This is a genomic window from Blastomonas sp. (assembly GCF_030373265.1).
Classification (GTDB): domain Bacteria; phylum Pseudomonadota; class Alphaproteobacteria; order Sphingomonadales; family Sphingomonadaceae; genus Blastomonas.
On sequence record NZ_JAUCZC010000032.1, the window covers coordinates 1 to 17840 of the forward strand.

Here is a 17840-nt window from a genome sequence, read left to right on the forward strand (position 1 = left end):
TCAAGGAAGAGGCGATCCACCACGCCTGGACCCTGGTCAACAAGACCTGGGGCCTGGCTGCCGACAAGCTCACCGTCACCGTCTATCACACCGACGACGAGGCGTTCGACCTGTGGCGCAAGATCGCCGGGCTTCCCGATGACCGCATCATCCGCATCGCGACCTCGGACAATTTCTGGTCGATGGGCGACACCGGACCCTGCGGCCCGTGCAGCGAGATTTTCTACGATCACGGCGATCACATCCCTGGCGGCCCTCCAGGTTCTCCCGATGAAGACGGCGACCGGTTCATCGAAATCTGGAACCTGGTGTTCATGCAGTATGAGCAGCACGCCGATGGCAGCCGCACCAACCTGCCGCGCCCGTCGATCGACACCGGCATGGGGATCGAGCGGCTCGCGGCCGTGATGCAGGGCGTGCACGACAATTACGACATCGATCTGTTCAAGGCACTGATCGCAGCCTCCGGCCAGGCCACCGGCACGCACACAACAGGCGAAAACCAGGCCAGCCATCGCGTCATCGCCGATCACTTGCGTGCCACCTCGTTCCTGATCGCCGATGGCGTGCTGCCCGCCAATGAAGGCCGCGGCTATGTGCTGCGCCGGATCATGCGCCGCGCGATGCGTCATGCGCATATCCTGGGCGCTGCCGATCCGCTGATGCACCGGCTGGTACCGACGCTGGTCGCCGAAATGGGCCATGCCTTCCCCGAACTCGGCCGCGCGCAGCCGCTGATCGAGGAAACGCTCGAGCGCGAGGAGACCCGTTTCCGCCAGACGCTCGACAAGGGGCTCAAGCTGCTTGACGAAGCCACTGCCGACCTGGGCGAGGGCGCGGTGCTCGCGGGCGAAACCGCGTTCAAGCTCTACGACACCTTCGGCTTCCCCTATGACCTCACCGAGGACGCGCTGCGCTCCAGAGGCCTGGGCGTCGACCGCGCCGGGTTCGATACCGCAATGGCCGCGCAAAAGGCTGCCGCGCGGGCTGCCTGGAAGGGTTCGGGCGACGCCGCATCGGCAGACGTGTGGTATGACATCGCCGAACGCGCAGGGGGCACCGAGTTCACCGGCTACACCGCCGATGAGGGCGAGGCCGAGGTCGTGGCATTGGTCCGCGACGGCAAGGAGATTGCTTGGGCGGGCGAGGGTGACAGCGTCACCATCCTGGTCAACCAGACGCCGTTCTATGGCGAAAGTGGCGGCCAGATGGGCGATGCCGGTACCATCAGCTCGCTCGGCGGACTGAAGGCAGTTGTCGACGAAACGTCCAAGCCACTGGGCCGCTTGCACGCGCATCAGGCGCGGATCGAGGCGGGCGCGATCAAGGTCGGCGATACCGTGCATCTGGCGGTCGATGTCGAGCGCCGCGATGCGCTGCGCGCCAACCACAGCGCCACCCATTTGTTGCACGCCGCGTTGCGCAATCACCTGGGCGGCCATGTCACGCAAAAGGGATCGATGGTCGCGCCCGAGCGGCTGCGCTTCGATTTCTCGCACACCAAGGCGCTAAGCGATGCCGAGATCGCGGCGATCGAAGCCGAGGTCAACGCCGAGATCCGCGCCAACGAAGCGGTGACCACGCGGCTGATGTCTCCGGATGATGCGGTGGGCGCGGGCGCGCTGGCGCTGTTCGGCGAAAAGTACGGCGAAGAGGTTCGCGTGCTGTCGATGGGACGCGCCACCGACAAACATTATTCGGTCGAACTGTGCGGCGGCACCCATGTCCGTGCCTTGGGCGATATCGGCATTTTCCGGATCATCTCCGAAAGCGCAGTGTCGAGCGGTGTACGCCGGATCGAGGCGCTGACCGGCGAGGGTGCGCGCCAGTGGCTGGTGTCGCGCGACGAGCGGCTCAAGGCAATCGCGGCGCTGGTGAAGACCGCCCCCGACGAGGTCGAGGGCCGAATCGCGGCGCTGATTGATGAACGTCGCACGCTCGAACGCGAACTGGCTGAGGCCCGCAAGGCGCTGGCGCTGGGCGGCGGATCGGGCAAGGCCGGGCCGCAGGCGGAGGACATCGGTGGGGTGAGCTTCATCGCGCAGGTGATCGAAGGCCTGGACCCCAAGGAGCTGCGCGGGCTGCTCGATCAGGCCAAGACCTCGCTGGGCTCGGGGATCGCGGTGATGGTCGCGGTCAACGATGGCCGCGCGGCGTTTGCAGCAGCGGTCACCGACGATCTGGTCGGCCGCTTCAGCGCGGTCGATCTGGTGCGTGCCGGCGTCGAGGCGCTGGGCGGGAAGGGCGGCGGCGGTCGGCCGGACATGGCGCAGGGCGGTGGTCCGGATGGCAGCAAGGCCGAAGCGGCGCTCGGCGCGGTGCGCGGGTTGATTGCGGGCGCGACTGCGCCTGCAGCCTGATCGTTCCATTAAGGTCCCCTGCGAAGGCAGGGGCCCATCTCCTGATCGATAAACACTCACCACCGTTTCAACGGTGGCTATCCCGCGAGTTTCTCGCGTTCAATGCACCATGCTTGATATCGAAAGGACAGGTGATGGGCCCCTGCCTGCGCAAGGGGACCGGTTCTGGCAACACGCACAACGAACAAGGGCTGCGAACCGATCGGTTCGCAGCCCTTTTTGCAATTTCGTAGCCAATCGGAGCGATCAGCCCTTCTTGAGCGACAGTCCGCCGAAACGCTTGTTGAAACGCGCCACCTGGCCGCCTGCATCCAGCAGACGCTGGTTGCCGCCGGTCCATGCCGGGTGCGAGGTCGGATCGATATCCAGCTGCAGCGTGTCGCCTTCCTTGCCCCAGGTCGAGCGGGTCTGGTAGACGGTGCCGTCGGTCATCTTGACGTTGATCATGTGATAGTCGGGATGGATATCGGTCTTCATGGGTCGTTGTCCTCGTCAAACGGCTGGTTCCGACCAGCCTGCAGGATGAATGGGAAGCGGCGCGCATAACGGCATGCGCGCCTGAAAGCAAGCGGTTTGCCGCGGCCCGCGATCAGGTGGGCGGATCGGCAATCATCGCGGTGAAGCTGACTTCGCAGGCGAGCTTGCCGTTCATTTCCGCCCGGGCCTTGAACTTGCACACCTTGGCGCGCTTTTGTTCGAACTCGGCATGCAGGTCGAGCAACACGCCCGGCTCGACCGGCGCGCGAAACTTCGCGCCGTCGATCGCCATGAAATAGACCAGCTTGCCCGAGCCCGCCAGGCCCAGCGATTCGACCGCGAGAATACCGGCAGCCTGCGCCAGCGCCTCGATGATCAGCACGCCGGGCATGATCGGACGGGTCGGGAAGTGCCCCTGAAAGAACGGCTCGTTCATGCTGACCGCCTTGATCGCGTGGATCGACTGGTCCTTGTCCAGCCGCGCCACGCGATCCACCAGCAGCATGGGATAGCGGTGCGGAAGCGCCGCCATCACCTTCAGAATGTCATAAGGCTGATCGCCGCCGTCCGTCATGCCAACGATGCCTTGCCTTAACGGCCTTCGGGAAGCTGCGCGGCAGGGGCTGCCGGCGCTGCAGCGGGTGCTGCTGCGCCATTGGCCGCGGCCTGACGGGCCTGCTGTTCACGCTGTGCGCGCGGCAGCCAGCCCTGCGGGGGAACGAGCTGCGCGGTCGGGATGGCCGCATTCAGTTCGGTGGTGATGTCCTTGGTCAGGTCATAGGCATCGTTGTGCGCGAGCGTCGATCCGACTTCGAACACAACGCTGACCTTGCGCTTCTGCATGGCCGAGCGGACCGCGGCATCGAACTTGTCGCTGATCTGTTCCAGAACATAGGCTTCCGACAGCGCAACCGGCTGCAGGATTTCCTGGACTTCCTGCGAACCCTGCTCGCGCAGCTGCTGGATCTGGCCGAGCTGCTGCTGCAGAGCGGCCTGATTGGCCTGGGCATTGGGAGCCTGGACGTCGGTGTTGAACTTGGTCACCAGCGGCTCGAGCTGCTGGCGGAGCTGGTTCGACTTCGCCTGCGCCGCATCGTACTGCGCCTTGTAGGTGGTCGGGCGCGCGGTGTTCGCATTCACGAACGCGGCCGATTCGACGACGGCACGACGCTGGTCAGCGATGCCGATACCCTGAACGGTCTGAGCCATGGCGGGCGCGATGGCGCCCGAAGCGACGGTGCCGAAGGCCATCAGAGCAGCGGCAGTGCATTTCAGAAGAGTTTTCATCAGAACTGGGTCCCTACGTTGAAAGTAAATAGGCGGGTGTCGTCGCCCGGCTCGCTGAGCAGCGCGCGGGCGATATCGATGCGGAATGGTCCAAAGGGCGAGTTCCAGTTGACGCCGAAGCCAACTGACACACGCGGCTTGGGCGAATCCCCGAAAAACTGCTCGGTGAAGGCCAGGCTGGGCGTGTTGGGATTGCCATTGGCATCGACCGCATCTGCGGTCACGGCGATACCGCCGGCCGCGTCCAGGGTCAGATACTGCAGGGCGCCTGTGACCGGATCACGGTTCTGCGGGGTCTGCAGCAAAGGCTGCACCACGCCGAACACTGCACCGGCATCGACGAAGACCGAAGGCCGAAGCCCCAGTTCACGCGCACCGCTGCCCAGCGGAATGTCGAGTTCGGCGCGCGCCAGATAATAGCTGCGTCCACCCAGCGCATCGTCGACGCGGTTGCGCCGCTCGGTGACGATCGTGTTGACGATCTGACCGTTGATGATCTCCGGATTGAAGCCCGAGCGGATGACACGCGGGCCGACGCCGCGAATATCAAAGCCACGGAACTGCGGCTGGCCGAGGAAGAAGCGATCGGTCAGACGAATGTCGTCGATCCCTTGCGCCGGCGATCCGCGATTCTCGAACGGAATGATGTGACCGCCCTCGGCGGCCAGGGTGAAGATGAAGCTGCTGCGTCCGAGGCGCCAGTGCTTGGACGCGTTGAGCCGGGTCCGCAGATAGCTGACCGAGCCGCCGAGCCCGGCAAAATCCTGGGACAAAGTGAGGTTCTGGCCACGGGTCGGGCGGATGCGGTTGTCGCGGTTGTCGTAGATCAGCGAATAGCCGATCATCGAGGTTGTCCGCATGCCAAGGTTGTCGCACAGGAAGAAGCCGGCGCGCACGGGGTCGCATTCCAGAATGCCATCGCCGTTCAGATCGGAGAAGAACTGGTTGCGGTCCAATGTCACGTCATCGACGGTCAGCGAGTAGCGCAGCAGCGCCGAGACATACTCTGTCAGCGGCACGCCCAGCCGGAGCGAGGCGCCGGTGGTCAGCTGTTCGAAGGTGGTGTTGCGCGAATTGCCCACGAAGTTGAAGCTGTTGAGATCGCGCCGGAAAATGTCTGCGCCAAACGACAGATTGCGATCGAACACATACGGTTCGGTGAAGCTGAGATTGATGCCCTGCGAGAAGCGCGAATAGTTGACGCTGGCGCCGACGGTCTGGCCCTTGCCGCGGAAGTTGCGCTGGCGGATCGATGCCTGCAGGATGAAGTTCTCGATCGACGAGAAACCGGCAGACAGCTGAAGCTCCCCGGTCGCCTTTTCCTCGACATTGGCTTCCAGGATGATGCGGTCAGGAGCGCTGCCCTGCTTCTGTTCGATCTCGAACTTTTCCTGGAAATAGCCCAGCGAATTGATGCGGTTTTCCGAACGCTTGACCAGGAAGCTGTTGAACGCATCGCCTTCGTTGAGGCGGAATTCACGGCGGACAATCTTGTCCTGGGTCAGCGTGTTGCCGTTGATGTCGATTCTCTCGACATAGACGCGCGCCGATTCCGCGAGCTCGAAGGTGATCCCCATGGTGAGGGTTTCGCGATCGCGATTGAAGTTCGGACGCACGTCGGCAAAGGCATAGCCGAACAGGCCGGCGGTCTCGCTGAGCTGCTCCACGGTGTCTTCGACCAATTTGGCATTGTACCAGTCGCCGGGCTTCATCGAGAGCTGGGCCTTCAGCCCTTCCTCGGAGAAGTCGCGGATCTGGCTTTCGACAGCCACGTCGCCGAATTTGTAGCGCTCGCCTTCCTCGACCACATAGGTGATGATGAAGTCACGCTTGTCAGGGGTCAGCTCGGCGACCGCAGAGATGACGCGAAAGTCGGCATAACCCTGGGTCAGATAGAACTGACGCAGCTTCTGCTGGTCGAACGCCATCTTGTCCGGATCATAGGCATCGCCCGAGCTGAAGAAGCGGTAGAAGCGCGACTGCTTGGTGACCATCTCACCGCGCAGCTGGCCATCCGAGAACTGCTCGTTGCCCAGGATATTGATCTGGCGAACCTTGGACTTGGGCCCTTCGGTAATCTCGAACACCACGTCGACGCGATTCTGGTCCTGCTGGACCATCTTCGGCTCGACCGTCGCGGCAAAGCGTCCCTGGCGTTTGTACAATTCGATGATGCGCGCGACATCGGCGCGAACCTTGGTGCGCGTGAAGATCTGGCGCGGCGACAGCCGGATTTCCGGCAGGATCTTGTCGTTCTTGATCCGCTTGTTGCCTTCGAGGATCACCCGGTTGATCACCGGGTTCTCCTTGACGTCGATCACCACCGCACCGTCGTTGTTGCGGATCGAGACGTCAGCAAACAGTTCGGTTTCGAACAGATCGCGCAGCGCCTGGTCGGCAGCGACCTGCGTATAGGGATCGCCAACGCGCAGCTGGATGTAGGAGCGGACGGTGTCCGCCTCGATCCGCTGCGAACCGTTGACGGTGATCGAGCGGATCTGCTGGACCTGAGGCGCAACGGGCGCGGCGGCAGGCGCCGCAGCCGGTACGGCAACAGGCGGTGCCGCGGGACCAGCCGCCTGGGCGAACGCCGCAGACGCGGTTCCCGCCAATATGGTTGTCCCCAGCAACAGGCCCAGGGCTCGCACGCCAATGGCGATTTTCTGTTCAGATTTCACGGAAAAAGACCCACCCTAAGCCACAAAACACATCAGACGGTCCCTGTAGATGCCGTCCGATAACCCGCCCCGGTGCGCAAACCCCTGCATCATCCGCCGCAATCAATCAACCAGTCTTTCAGCCCAATAAGCCGAACGACGCGAGATCATTGACCGTGACGAACACCATCAGAGCCAGCACGGCTGCCAGGCCTGACCGGAAGGCCCATTCCATGACCTTGGGGTTGACCGGTTTGCGCCGGATGGCCTCAATTGCATAGAACAGCAGGTGCCCGCCATCGAGCATCGGAATTGGCAGCAGGTTGATGAACCCCAAGTTAATTGAGATCAGCGCGATGAAGAAGATGAAGTCGTCCAGCCCGGCGGCGAACTGCTCGCCGGAAACCTGCGCGATCTTGAGCGGCCCGCCAAGCTCCGAAACCGAGCGGCGACCGGTGATGACCTGGCCGAGCGTCTCGACCATCAGGCGGAGGATGTCGCCGGTCCGCTGAACCGCAACCACCGGCGATTCGAGCAGCGAGACCTCGCGGACGACCGGTTTGGCCGACATGATGCCGAGCCGCCCGATGCGGTATTCGTTGCCGAAGCGGTCCTTCTGGATCTCCACTCCGATCGGGAAAGTGAACTCGCGCGAACCGCCATCGCGCTCGGCGCGCACGGTAATGCGCTCGCCCGGGCGATGCGCGATCTTGCGGCCGACCTCGTCGAACCATTCAACTGCCTCGCCGTCGATGGACGTGATCTTGTCGCCGGGCAGCAGCCCTGCTTCGGCGGCGGCAGACGACGGCATCACGCCGGCCACCACCGGGGGGGTGACGCTCTTGCCATAAGCAAAGGCAAAGCCAGCCAGGATCAGGATCGCGAACAGGAAGTTGATCGCGGGGCCGGCAAATACGATCAGCGCGCGCTGCCACAGGGTCTTGGACTGGAAGGTGCGGTTGCGTTCTTCGGCGGGCAGGGCAACCCAGTCCGGGTCGGCGCGGCTTGCGGGATCCATGTCGCCGGCGAACTGGACGTAGCCGCCCAGCGGCAGCAGCCCCAGCTTCCAGCGGGTGCCGCGCTTGTCCGTCCAGCCTGCAATCTCACGGCCAAAGCCGATCGAGAACGACTCCGCCTTCACGCCGAACCAGCGTCCGACCAGATAATGACCCATCTCGTGCACGAAAACCAGCGGCCCCAGCACCAGCAGGAAGGCCACGACGGTTAGCAGAAACCCTGGGTTTTCGGTCAATGTCAGTCCTTGGTTGCAATAGCGGCAGCGGCAATCGCGCGCGTTTCACGGTCTATGGCCAGCACATCCTGCAAGGATTGCGGCGCAGGCGGCGTATAGCCTGCCAGCATATCAGATACAATTGCGGCGATATCGAGAAACCCGATGCGGTTGGCCAGAAATGCGGCCACCGCGATTTCATTGGCGGCGTTGAGAATTGCAGGCGCGCCGCCGCCCGCCGCGATCGCTGCGCGGCAGATGCCGGGACCGGGGAACCGCGCGTTGTCCAGGGGCTCGAAGGTGAGCTGGCCGATGGCGGCCAGGTCGAGCGGTGCGCATTGCGTGGCGATCCGCTGCGGCCAGGCCAGCGCGCTGGCGATCGGGATCTTCATGTCGGGTGAGCCCAGTTGCGCCAGTGTCGAGCGGTCGCGGTACTCGACCATCGAGTGGATCACCGATTGCGGGTGCACCAGAATGCGGATGGCATCGAGCCCGACCGGGAACAGATGGTGCGCCTCGATCAGTTCGAGCCCCTTGTTGAACATCGTGGCACTGTCGACCGAGATTTTGGCGCCCATCGACCAATTGGGGTGCGCGACCGCCTGATCGGGCCGGGCCACGCGCATCTGCTCGCTGGTCCAGGTGCGGAACGGGCCGCCGCTGGCGGTGAGGGTGATGCTTTCGACCTCGTCGATGTTGCCACCGGCAAGGCACTGGAAGATCGCATTGTGTTCCGAATCGACCGGCAGCAGCGTGGCCCCGCTGGAGCGCGCGGCCTCGATCATCAGGGCACCGGCGGAGACCAACGCCTCCTTGTTGGCCAGCGCCACGCTGCGTCCGCGCAACAGGCTGCGCATGATCGGGGCAAGCCCTGCGCAGCCGACAATCGCGGCCATCGTCCAATCCGCGTCGAGATCGGCCGCATCGAGCAGCGCCTGCGCTCCCGACCAGGCTTTGGTTCCGCAACCCTCGAGTGCGTCGGCGAGCGCAGCGTGCTGGGCGCTGTCGCCGATCACCGCGACCTCGGCATGGAATTCGCGCGCCAGGCTGGCCAGTCCGGCTGCGTCGCTGTTCGCGGTCAGCGCGACGACGCGGTAGGCCGAAGGGTTGAGCCGGACGAGATCGAGCGTCGAGGTGCCGACCGATCCGGTCGCACCAAAGATGCTGATGCTGCGCGGCGGCGCAAACGGGGGCGGCACGGTCCGGCCGGAGGAGAGCATGTCAGGGCGCGTCATAAGGCCGACTATCCTAGCGCCCAAAATGCATTGCCTGCAACCAGCAGTGCGACGACCGGCGCAACCGGCACCAGCCCATCGACGCGATCGAGAATGCCGCCATGGCCCGGGATCAGCGCGCCCGAGTCCTTGACCCCGGCCTGGCGCTTCATCCAGCTTTCGAGGAAATCGCCCATTTGCGCCACCGCGGCGAGCGGCGCACTGGCCAGCACGAGGATATAGGGCAGATCGAATTGCGCGCGCAGCACCAGTGCAAAGACCAAAGCGGCGACCATGCCGCCCGCAAGCCCCGCCCAGGTCTTGCTCGGGCTGATCGAGGGGGCAATCTTGGGCCCGCCGATGCCGCGCCCCGCGAAATAGGCGCCGATATCGGTCGCCCAGACGGTTGCCATCGTCCAGACCGCAAGCAGCAGGCCGTTGTCCTGCTGCCGCAGGTAGAGCAATGCCATCACCGGCAGCGCGCAGTACAGCACGCCCCAGGCAAGCCTGAAGCTGCGATCGATAGCGGCGATGAAGAAAGCGCCGCCGAGGATGAATCCGAGCGACAGGAATCCTGGACCATCGGCGAAAGGCGAGAGCATCGACAGCGGGGCCATCAGTGCCAGCATGGCCAGCCGCCGGCGCTCCAGCCGTCCGACCAGGCCTGCCCATTCGTGCTGCATGGTCAGCGCACCGGCCATCAGCAGCAGCCAGAAGGCGATGCCGCCAAGCCACAGCGCGACGCCAGCGATGACGACCAGCACCACCCCCGATCCGGTGCGGACCGCCAGATCGTTGCCAAACAGCGTGCGACGACCGGGTTCAGCGGCCACCAAAACGCCTTTCGCGCGCGGCAAAGGCATCCAGAGCCGCCTTGAGTGCCGCGCCGTCGAAATCGGGCCAGAGAATGTCGGTGAAATACAGTTCGGCATAGGCCGCCTGCCACAGCAGGAAGTTGCTGAGCCTTTGTTCGCCCGATGTGCGGATCAGCAGATCGAGCGGGGGCAGGTCGGCGGTATCGAGCGCCGCGTCGATATGCGCGGTCTCGATGCTGTCGGGATCGATGTCACCGGAAGCGGCAGACCGGGCGAGCGCGCGCGCTGCGCGGACCATCTCGTCCTGCGCGCCATAATTGAGCGCAATTGCCAGGGTGGTACCCGTGTTGTGCGCGGTGCGCCGCGCGACATCCTCGATCATATCGACCAGATCCGGCGCCAGAACCCGGTAATTGCCGATGATCTTGAGTCGGACATTGTTGGCGACGAATTCCTCTACATCCGATCGGATGAAGTGGCGCAGCAGCCCCATCAGGTCGGTGACCTCGTCTTCGGGCCGTTTCCAGTTTTCCGACGAAAAGGCGTACAGCGTCAGTGCCTCTAGCCCCAGGTCGCGTGCAGCGCGCACCGTGGTGCGGACCGCTTCCACACCCTGTTTGTGCCCGACAAAGCGCGGGACGCCCCGCTTGGCGGCCCAGCGCCCGTTGCCGTCCATGATGATCGCGGCATGGCGAACGCCATGGCCCGGTGCGCCCACTGCGTGCAGATGGTGCGCCGCCTCCTCAACGGCCTTGGCCTCAACAGCCTTGGAATGTTTGGGGCCGGAGCGGAAGATCACTGACCCAGGATTTCCTTTTCCTTCTGCGTGGCGGCGGCATCGGCCTGGGCGATGATGTCATCGGTCAGCTTCTGCACTTCGGTTTCCAGGCGCTTGCGCTCGTCCTCGCTGATCACGCCCTTCTTCTCGTCGGTCTTGAGCGAATCCATGCCGTCACGGCGCACGTTGCGGATCGCGATGCGCGCCTTTTCGGCATATTGTCCGGCGAGTTTGGCCAGTTCCTTGCGGCGGTCCTCGGTCAGGTCCGGAATCGGCAGACGCAGCGTCTGACCGTCCATGATCGGGTTGAGCCCGAGCCCGGCCGAACGGATCGCCTTGTCGGCAGGACCGACGTTCGACTTGTCCCAGACCTGTACCGAGAGCATCCGCGGTTCGGGGGCCGAGACGGTGGCAATCTGGGTCAGCGGCATGTGCGATCCGTAAACCTCGACCGTGACCGGGTCGAGCAGCGCCACGTTGGCGCGGCCGGTGCGCAGGCCGGACAGATCGCCCTTGAGCGATTCGACCGCACCGTTCATCCGGCGCTCGAGATCTTTCTTGTCAAACTGTGCCACAGGTTCAGTCCTTCTGATGTACGGTGGTTGCCGTGCCCTGACCGCTCAGAACGCGGGCAAGATTGCCCTGTTCGCGGATAGAAAACACGACGATGGGGATGGAATTGTCGCGGCACAAGGCCACAGCGCTGGCGTCCATGACCTTCAGATTGTCTTGCAACACCCGGTCATAACTCAATGTATCATAACGCACTGCGGTCAGATCGAGCTTGGGATCGGCATTATACACGCCGTCCACGCTGGTGCCCTTGAGCAATGCATCGCACTTCATTTCGGCAGCGCGCAGCGCGGCGCCGGAATCGGTGGTGAAATACGGCGCGCCGACGCCTGCGGCAAAGATCACGACGCGGCCTTTTTCCAGATGCCGCTGCGCTCGGCGGCGGATGACGGGCTCGCACACCTTGTCCATTTCGATCGCCGACTGAACCCGGGTGGGGACGCCAAGCTGCTCGAGCGCGCTTTGCATCGCCAGCGCGTTCATGACGGTCGCCAGCATACCCATATAATCGGCCTGTGCCCGGTCCATGCCCTGGGCGGCGCCCGCCATGCCGCGGAATATATTGCCGCCGCCGATGACCAGGCAGATTTCAAGCCCGGTTTCCTTGGCCGCCTTCACCTCGGCGGCCATCCGGGTGACGGTCGCGGGATCGATGCCATACTGGCCATCACCCATCAAGGCTTCCCCCGACAGCTTCAAGAGGATGCGGCGATAGGAGGCGATGGTCATGGTTTTTCCGGTGATGAAGGCTAATCGGGCGCACTGGCCGGCGCGTGGCGCGCACCATAGTCAGTGCATGCGCGGCTGCCAAGCAGCTTTGGGGGAAGTCGGCGCCAAGCGCCGATTTCATGCACGAACGGCGGACAGCGCGAGGCTGCCCGCCGTTTTCATGCCGATTGCAGAGCGGTCTTTTACAGACCGGCCGCTGCCGCCACTTCTGCGGCAAAGTCGGTTTCTTCCTTCTCGATGCCTTCGCCGAGCTGGAAGCGGACATAGTCCTTCAAGGTGATCTTGCCACCGGCGTCCTTGGCGGCCTTGGCCACCACGTCGGCGATCGCGGTCTTGTTGTCGATCACGAACAGCTGGCTGAGCAGCGCGTTTTCCTTGGCGAACTTGGCGATCGCACCGTCGACCATCTTGGCCTGCACTTCGGCGGGCTTGCCGCTTTCGGCAGCCTTTTCCTCGGCGATCTTGCGTTCGCGCGCGATCATCTCGGCATCCAGACCATCGCTGTTCAGCGCCAGCGGGAAGGCAGCGGCAATGTGCATGCCGATCTGCTTGCCCAGCGGCTCCAGAACGTCAGCCGACACATCGCCTTCGAGCGCGACCAGCACGCCGATCTTGCCGAGGTTCGGCGCGACGGCGTTGTGCATGTACGAAACAACCGCACCTTCGCTGACCGAGACGGTCTTGATGCGACGGATCGACTGGTTCTCGCCGATGGTGGCGATCGAGTTGGTCAGCTTTTCGCCGACGGTTTCGCCATCGGGATAGGGAGCTGCCTTGAGCGTTTCGACATCGTCGCCGGTGGTCATCGCGACCGAGGTCACCTTGCGAACGAAATCCTGGAACTGCTCGTTCTTGGCAACGAAGTCGGTTTCGCTGTTCACTTCGACGGCGACGCCCTTGAGGCCCTCGACCTGGATTCCGACCAGACCTTCGGCAGCGGTGCGGCTCGACTTCTTCTGAGCGGTGGCGAGGCCCTTCGCGCGCAGCGCGTCGACGGCGGCTTCGATGTCGCCATCGGCTTCGGTCAGCGCCTTCTTGGCGTCCATCATGCCGGCGCCGGTGCGCTCACGCAGTTCCTTAACATTAGCAGCGGTTATAACGGCCATGTTCATGTTCCTTGTATTGGGATGTGGTTGCAGGGGCCACAGGTGCGGGCCAGTGCCCGGCCCGTAGCCCCTGCATGTGTCAGTTTCGCGAAGCGGACGGGCAGGGCACGCCCCGCCCGATCCGATCAGGCAGCAGGCGCTGCGTCGCCGGTTTCTTCCGGGGTAGCTTCAGGAGCGGTTTCACCACCGGTGAATTCTGCCGCCGAAACTTCAGGCTCGGCCGGGGCTTCTTCAAGCGCGGCTTCTGCCGGGGGTTCAGCCATCGCGCCGACGTCCTGGCCCGATTCGACGACGGCACCGGTGCGGCCCTTGGTGGCAGCAGCGGCAATCGCATCGCAATACAGGCGCACGGCGCGCGCCGCATCGTCATTGGCGGGAACGGGGAAAGCGATTCCCTGCGGATCGACGTTCGAATCGAGGATCGCGATCACCGGGATGCCAAGCACATTGGCTTCCTTGATGGCGAGATCTTCCTTGTTGGCGTCGATCACGAACATCACGTCGGGAATGCCGCCCATGTCGCGGATACCGCCGAGCGAAAGTTCCAGCTTGTCGCGTTCGCGGGTCAGCTGCAGGACTTCCTTCTTGGTGAAGCCCGAGGTGTCGCCAGCCAGCTGCTCTTCGAGCGTCTTGAGACGCTTGATCGAACCCGAGATGGTCTTCCAGTTGGTGAGCATGCCGCCCAGCCAACGGTGGTTGACGAAATGCTGGCCGCTGGCGCGAGCGGCATCGGCGATCGGCGACTGCGCCTGGCGCTTGGTGCCGACGAACAGAACCTTGCCGCCCGCCTGGACGGTGGCGGAGACGAACTCGAGCGCACGCGCGAACAGCGGCACGGTCTGCGAGAGGTCAAGGATGTGGATGCCGTTGCGCGCGCCGAAGATATACGGCTTCATGCGCGGGTTCCAACGGTGGGTCTGGTGACCAAAGTGTGCGCCAGCTTCGATAAGCTGCTGCATCGAGACGACAGGTGCCGCCATAAGCTAATTCCTTTCCGGTTGTGCCTCTGGAAGACGGGAACCTGCTGGACAGGCCCTCAAAGGGCCGCCGGGGCACCGGTATGTATGTCTTCCATGTGGATTGACTGCGGCACTTCGCCACAGACGAGCGCGCCCTTAAGCGGTCAGCCGCGCGAAATCCAGCCCTTTGTAGCGCGAACACGCATTTTTCCGCTTGACGGAACGGAACGTAAATGGAACAAACATAATACAAACAGGGTTAACCATCTGGCCGAGGAGGCGAATGGGAACCTGGGCTTGTCCACAACGTTATCCACATTGTCCCGCAGCGGCACAGGTCGCAATCGGGCAAGGCCGAGGAAGAGTTGCCATGGTTGCTGTCATCACCGCCCTGTTTTTCACCTGCGCTGCGGCGTTCGCCGTGCTGACCATCAGCCGGTCGCTGACAGGATCGGTCGACCGGATCGACGCGGTATTCGCGCAGTATCGCAGCATGGGCGATGATCGGACCGTCATCGGCAAGATGCGCCCGGTGGTGCATTTCAGCCCCGCGCCCGCACCCGATTTCGCGCCACGCACGGTCGTGGCCCTGCCGCGCAGGGCCGCAGGCGCTGTCCGGATCAGCCAGCCGGGTTGGCGCGCTGCCGCCTGACCTTGGCGTACGACCGGATACCCAGGGGGATCAGGGTCAGATAAACGAGGCAGATCGCGCTCAGAGTGAGCCACGGCATGGTCAGCAGCGAGGCAGCGGTCAGCGCAAACAGCGCCAACGCTTCGAGCCGGATGTTCTTGCGCAGCCGCAGCGATGACCAGCTGAACGTCGCAACGTTCGAGATCATCAGAAACGCGATCAGCAAAATCCACGGACCGACGACGGTGTAATGCCGAAGCTCTTCGATCCCGGTTTCCATCCACAGATACAGCGGCAGCATGGCCAGGCCCGCTCCGGCGGGCGCCGGCACGCCGGTCATATAGCCTGCCGATTTGTGCGGCTGGTCCTCCAGATCGATCTGGGCGTTGAACCGGGCCAGCCGGAGCGCGCAGCATACCGCCAGCGCCAGCGCGATCAGCCAGCCGAAGCGCGGCAGTTCGTTCAGCGACCACAGGAACATCAACAGGGCAGGGGAGACACCGAACGCGATCGAGTCCGCCAGCGAATCCAGCTCGGCGCCAAAACGGCTCTGCGCCTTGAGCATGCGGGCGACGCGGCCATCGATTCCGTCGAGCACGCCTGCAAGCACGATGGCGCCGGCCGCAAGCGGCCATTGGTCGTTCATCGCAAACCGGACCCCGGTCAGGCCACAGCACAAGGCGGTGGCGGTAATCGCGTTGGGCACCATGGCGCGCAGGGTCAGGCCCTCGCGCAGCCGCAGGCGCCTGCCGGCGAGATAACGGATAGGGCCACGCCGTCCGCGGCGCTCGAGCGGATCGGGATCGGTCATTGCGGGCTGTCCTTGGTCGGCGAGGGGGCGCTACAGGCGGGGAGCACAGGCATCAGTGCGAGATCCCTTCACGGACCGGAGCATCGCCGAGCACCGCCAGGATCGTTTCGCCCGCGGTGATGCGCTGACCCTTGACCACTGCGGGCGCCGTGCCCTGCGGCAGATACACGTCTACCCGGCTGCCGAAGCGGATCAGGCCAACCCTTTGTCCGACCGCGACGAAATCGCCTTCCTTGATGAAAGGCACGATGCGGCGTGCCACCAGCCCGGCGATCTGGGTGAAGCCGATGCGTGCGCCGTCACTGCGCTCGATCATGATGTGCTGGCGTTCGTTATCGTCGCTCGCCTTGTCGAGGTCGGCATTGAGGAACTTGCCAGAGATATAGACGATCCGGCGGATCGTTCCGCCAATCGGGGCGCGGTTGATGTGGACGTCGAACACGCTCATGAAGATCGAGATACGGAACACCGGGTCGTTGCCCAGTCCGTCCGGACCAGCCAGTTCCGCGGGCGCGTTCACCAGCTCGATCTGGGTGCACAGCCCGTCGGCAGGGGCCACGACCAGCCTTTCGTCCAGCGGCGTAACGCGCGCAGGATCGCGGAAAAAGGCCAGTATCCATAAGGTTAGGCCGCCCATCGGCCAGGCGAGCGTTTCCCACGCCAGCAACGCGAAAATGAGTGTGACGGCTGCCGCTGCGACGGCAAACTTGCGACCCTCCGGGTGTACCGGCGGCATGCTCCAGCTCGCCAGGCCCTTGCCCCGGTTATCCAGTAATTCTTGCGACATGCCGCACCTCTTAGGGGCTGCGCGCGGGTGTGACAACGCCCAAACCCCCCGAACCACGCCGAGCCGTGTTGCGACGCAGCATTATCATGCGGTTATCGCGGAAGCGGGCCAAGGTGCTGCACGGTTGAAACATGGGCGGACTTTGCTAAGAGCGTCGCATCTTAACGATTCCTCCCTAGCAAGAAGGCGCAAATCCCGCATGGCCAAGATAAAAGTAGCCAAGCCCGTCGTCGAGATCGACGGCGACGAAATGACCCGCATCATCTGGGAGTGGATCCGCGAACGCCTGATCCTGCCCTATCTCGATATCGATCTGAAATATTACGATCTTTCGGTCGAGAAGCGTGACGAGACCAACGACAAGATCACCGTCGATGCCTCCAACGCGATCCGCGAGCATGGCGTTGGCGTCAAATGCGCGACGATCACGCCCGACGAACAGCGCGTCGAGGAATTCAGCCTCAAGAAAATGTGGAAGTCGCCCAACGGCACCATCCGCAACATCCTGGGCGGCGTCGTCTTCCGCGAGCCGATCGTGATTTCGAACATTCCGCGGCTTGTGCCGGGCTGGACCGATCCGATCGTGGTCGGCCGTCACGCCTTTGGCGATCAGTACAAGGCGACCGATTTCCTCGTACCTGGCCCCGGCAAGCTGCGGCTCGTGTTCGAAGGCGAGGACGGCACCCGGATCGACGAGGAAGTGTTCCAGTTCCCCTCGTCGGGCGTCGCGATGGCGATGTACAATCTCGACGATTCCATCGCCGATTTTGCCCGCGCCTCGATGAACTATGGCCTCGATCGTGGCTGGCCGACCTATCTGTCGACCAAGAACACCATCCTCAAGGCCTATGACGGCCGCTTCAAGGACATCTTCGAAGAGGTCTTCCAGGCCGAATTCAAGGACAAGTTCGACGCTGCCGGCATCACGTACCAGCATCGCCTGATCGACGACATGGTCGCCTCGGCGCTCAAATGGTCGGGCAAGTTCGTCTGGGCGTGCAAGAACTATGACGGCGACGTCCAGTCGGACACCGTCGCGCAGGGCTTCGGCTCGCTGGGTCTGATGACCTCGGTGCTGATGACCCCCGATGGCAAGACCGTGGAAGCCGAAGCTGCGCACGGCACGGTCACCCGCCACTATCGCATGCACCAGCAGGGCAAGGCGACCTCGACCAACCCGATCGCGTCGATCTTCGCCTGGACCCGCGGCCTGATCTATCGCGGTCGCTTCGACGAGACCCCCGATGTGATCCGCTTTGCCGAAACGCTCGAGCGGGTGTGCATCGAAACCGTCGAAAGCGGTGCGATGACCAAGGATCTGGCAATCCTGATCGGCCCCGATCAGGCATGGATGACCACCGAGCAGTTTTTCGAGGCGATCCGCCAGAACCTCGAAAAGGAAATGGGCAGCTGGGCGTGATCGGC

General features: G+C 63.8%; 17 protein-coding genes. 3 read left to right on the top strand and 14 right to left on the bottom strand.

The genetic code is table 11. The features are described from left to right. Nucleotides 1-2360: alanine--tRNA ligase (gene alaS, locus QUV11_RS15165; RefSeq protein ID WP_300883736.1), on the top strand; the 2360-nt coding region annotated here is incomplete at its 5' end. 246 nt (nucleotides 2361-2606) lie between these two features. Here the strand turns inward: alaS and rpmE are convergent. The 12 genes from rpmE to rpsB all read right to left on the bottom strand — a co-directional run bounded on the left by rpmE (nucleotide 2607) and on the right by rpsB (nucleotide 14207). Then, the gene (rpmE, locus tag QUV11_RS15170) at nucleotides 2607-2837 is read right to left on the bottom strand and encodes a 50S ribosomal protein L31 (RefSeq protein WP_300883737.1); all 231 of its coding nucleotides are present in this window, start codon (nucleotides 2835-2837) and stop codon (nucleotides 2607-2609) included. A gap of 112 nt (nucleotides 2838-2949) precedes the next feature. After that, complete coding sequence (gene fabZ / locus QUV11_RS15175; RefSeq protein WP_300883738.1) at nucleotides 2950-3411, bottom strand: 3-hydroxyacyl-ACP dehydratase FabZ; 462 nt, start codon at nucleotides 3409-3411, stop codon at nucleotides 2950-2952. 17 nt (nucleotides 3412-3428) lie between these two features. Beyond that, complete coding sequence (locus tag QUV11_RS15180) at nucleotides 3429-4124, bottom strand: OmpH family outer membrane protein (RefSeq protein ID WP_300883739.1); 696 nt, start codon at nucleotides 4122-4124, stop codon at nucleotides 3429-3431. Beyond that, nucleotides 4124-6802 carry an outer membrane protein assembly factor BamA gene (gene bamA / locus QUV11_RS15185; protein WP_300883740.1) on the bottom strand — a complete coding sequence of 893 codons (2679 nt, stop codon included), beginning with the start codon at nucleotides 6800-6802 and terminating at the stop codon, nucleotides 4124-4126. The genes QUV11_RS15180 and bamA overlap by 1 nt, the downstream gene beginning before the upstream one ends. A gap of 118 nt (nucleotides 6803-6920) precedes the next feature. Further along, nucleotides 6921-8033 carry an RIP metalloprotease RseP gene (gene rseP / locus QUV11_RS15190; RefSeq protein ID WP_300883741.1) on the bottom strand — a complete coding sequence of 371 codons (1113 nt, stop codon included), beginning with the start codon at nucleotides 8031-8033 and terminating at the stop codon, nucleotides 6921-6923. A 2-nt stretch (nucleotides 8034-8035) separates the two neighbouring features. After that, the gene (gene dxr / locus QUV11_RS15195; protein WP_300883742.1) at nucleotides 8036-9247 is read right to left on the bottom strand and encodes a 1-deoxy-D-xylulose-5-phosphate reductoisomerase; all 1212 of its coding nucleotides are present in this window, start codon (nucleotides 9245-9247) and stop codon (nucleotides 8036-8038) included. A gap of 8 nt (nucleotides 9248-9255) precedes the next feature. Further along, nucleotides 9256-10062: a phosphatidate cytidylyltransferase gene (locus tag QUV11_RS15200; RefSeq protein ID WP_300883762.1), complete on the bottom strand. Its 807-nt coding sequence runs from the start codon at nucleotides 10060-10062 to the stop codon at nucleotides 9256-9258. Then, nucleotides 10049-10717, bottom strand: a complete 669-nt coding sequence (gene uppS / locus QUV11_RS15205) for a polyprenyl diphosphate synthase (protein ID WP_300883763.1) — start codon at nucleotides 10715-10717, stop codon at nucleotides 10049-10051. Before uppS ends, QUV11_RS15200 begins: the two co-directional genes overlap by 14 nt. Nucleotides 10718-10836: 119 nt before the next feature. Continuing rightward, a complete protein-coding gene (frr, locus tag QUV11_RS15210; RefSeq protein ID WP_300883743.1) occupies nucleotides 10837-11394 on the bottom strand; it encodes a ribosome recycling factor in 558 nt (185 codons plus the stop codon). 4 nt (nucleotides 11395-11398) lie between these two features. After that, the gene (gene pyrH, locus QUV11_RS15215) at nucleotides 11399-12121 is read right to left on the bottom strand and encodes a UMP kinase (protein ID WP_300883744.1); all 723 of its coding nucleotides are present in this window, start codon (nucleotides 12119-12121) and stop codon (nucleotides 11399-11401) included. 182 nt (nucleotides 12122-12303) lie between these two features. After that, complete coding sequence (gene tsf / locus QUV11_RS15220; RefSeq protein WP_289618504.1) at nucleotides 12304-13227, bottom strand: translation elongation factor Ts; 924 nt, start codon at nucleotides 13225-13227, stop codon at nucleotides 12304-12306. A gap of 125 nt (nucleotides 13228-13352) precedes the next feature. Further along, nucleotides 13353-14207, bottom strand: coding sequence for a 30S ribosomal protein S2 (rpsB, locus tag QUV11_RS15225; RefSeq protein WP_300883745.1), 855 nt, complete (start codon nucleotides 14205-14207; stop codon nucleotides 13353-13355). A gap of 349 nt (nucleotides 14208-14556) precedes the next feature. Between rpsB and QUV11_RS15230 the strand changes: the two genes are divergently transcribed. Continuing rightward, nucleotides 14557-14838: a hypothetical protein gene (locus QUV11_RS15230; protein WP_300883746.1), complete on the top strand. Its 282-nt coding sequence runs from the start codon at nucleotides 14557-14559 to the stop codon at nucleotides 14836-14838. Here the strand turns inward: QUV11_RS15230 and QUV11_RS15235 are convergent. Both QUV11_RS15235 and QUV11_RS15240 read right to left on the bottom strand, forming a co-directional pair. Next, nucleotides 14807-15526, bottom strand: a complete 720-nt coding sequence (locus QUV11_RS15235; protein WP_300883764.1) for a phosphatidylcholine/phosphatidylserine synthase — start codon at nucleotides 15524-15526, stop codon at nucleotides 14807-14809. The genes QUV11_RS15230 and QUV11_RS15235 overlap by 32 nt on opposite strands. Nucleotides 15527-15680: 154 nt before the next feature. After that, a complete protein-coding gene (locus QUV11_RS15240) occupies nucleotides 15681-16415 on the bottom strand; it encodes a phosphatidylserine decarboxylase (protein WP_300883747.1) in 735 nt (244 codons plus the stop codon). A 199-nt stretch (nucleotides 16416-16614) separates the two neighbouring features. Here QUV11_RS15240 and QUV11_RS15245 point away from each other — a divergent pair, with 199 nt between their 5' ends. After that, entirely contained in the window at nucleotides 16615-17835 is a 1221-nt protein-coding gene (locus QUV11_RS15245) for an NADP-dependent isocitrate dehydrogenase (protein WP_300883748.1), read from the top strand. The last annotated feature ends 5 nt before the right edge of the window (nucleotides 17836-17840 follow it).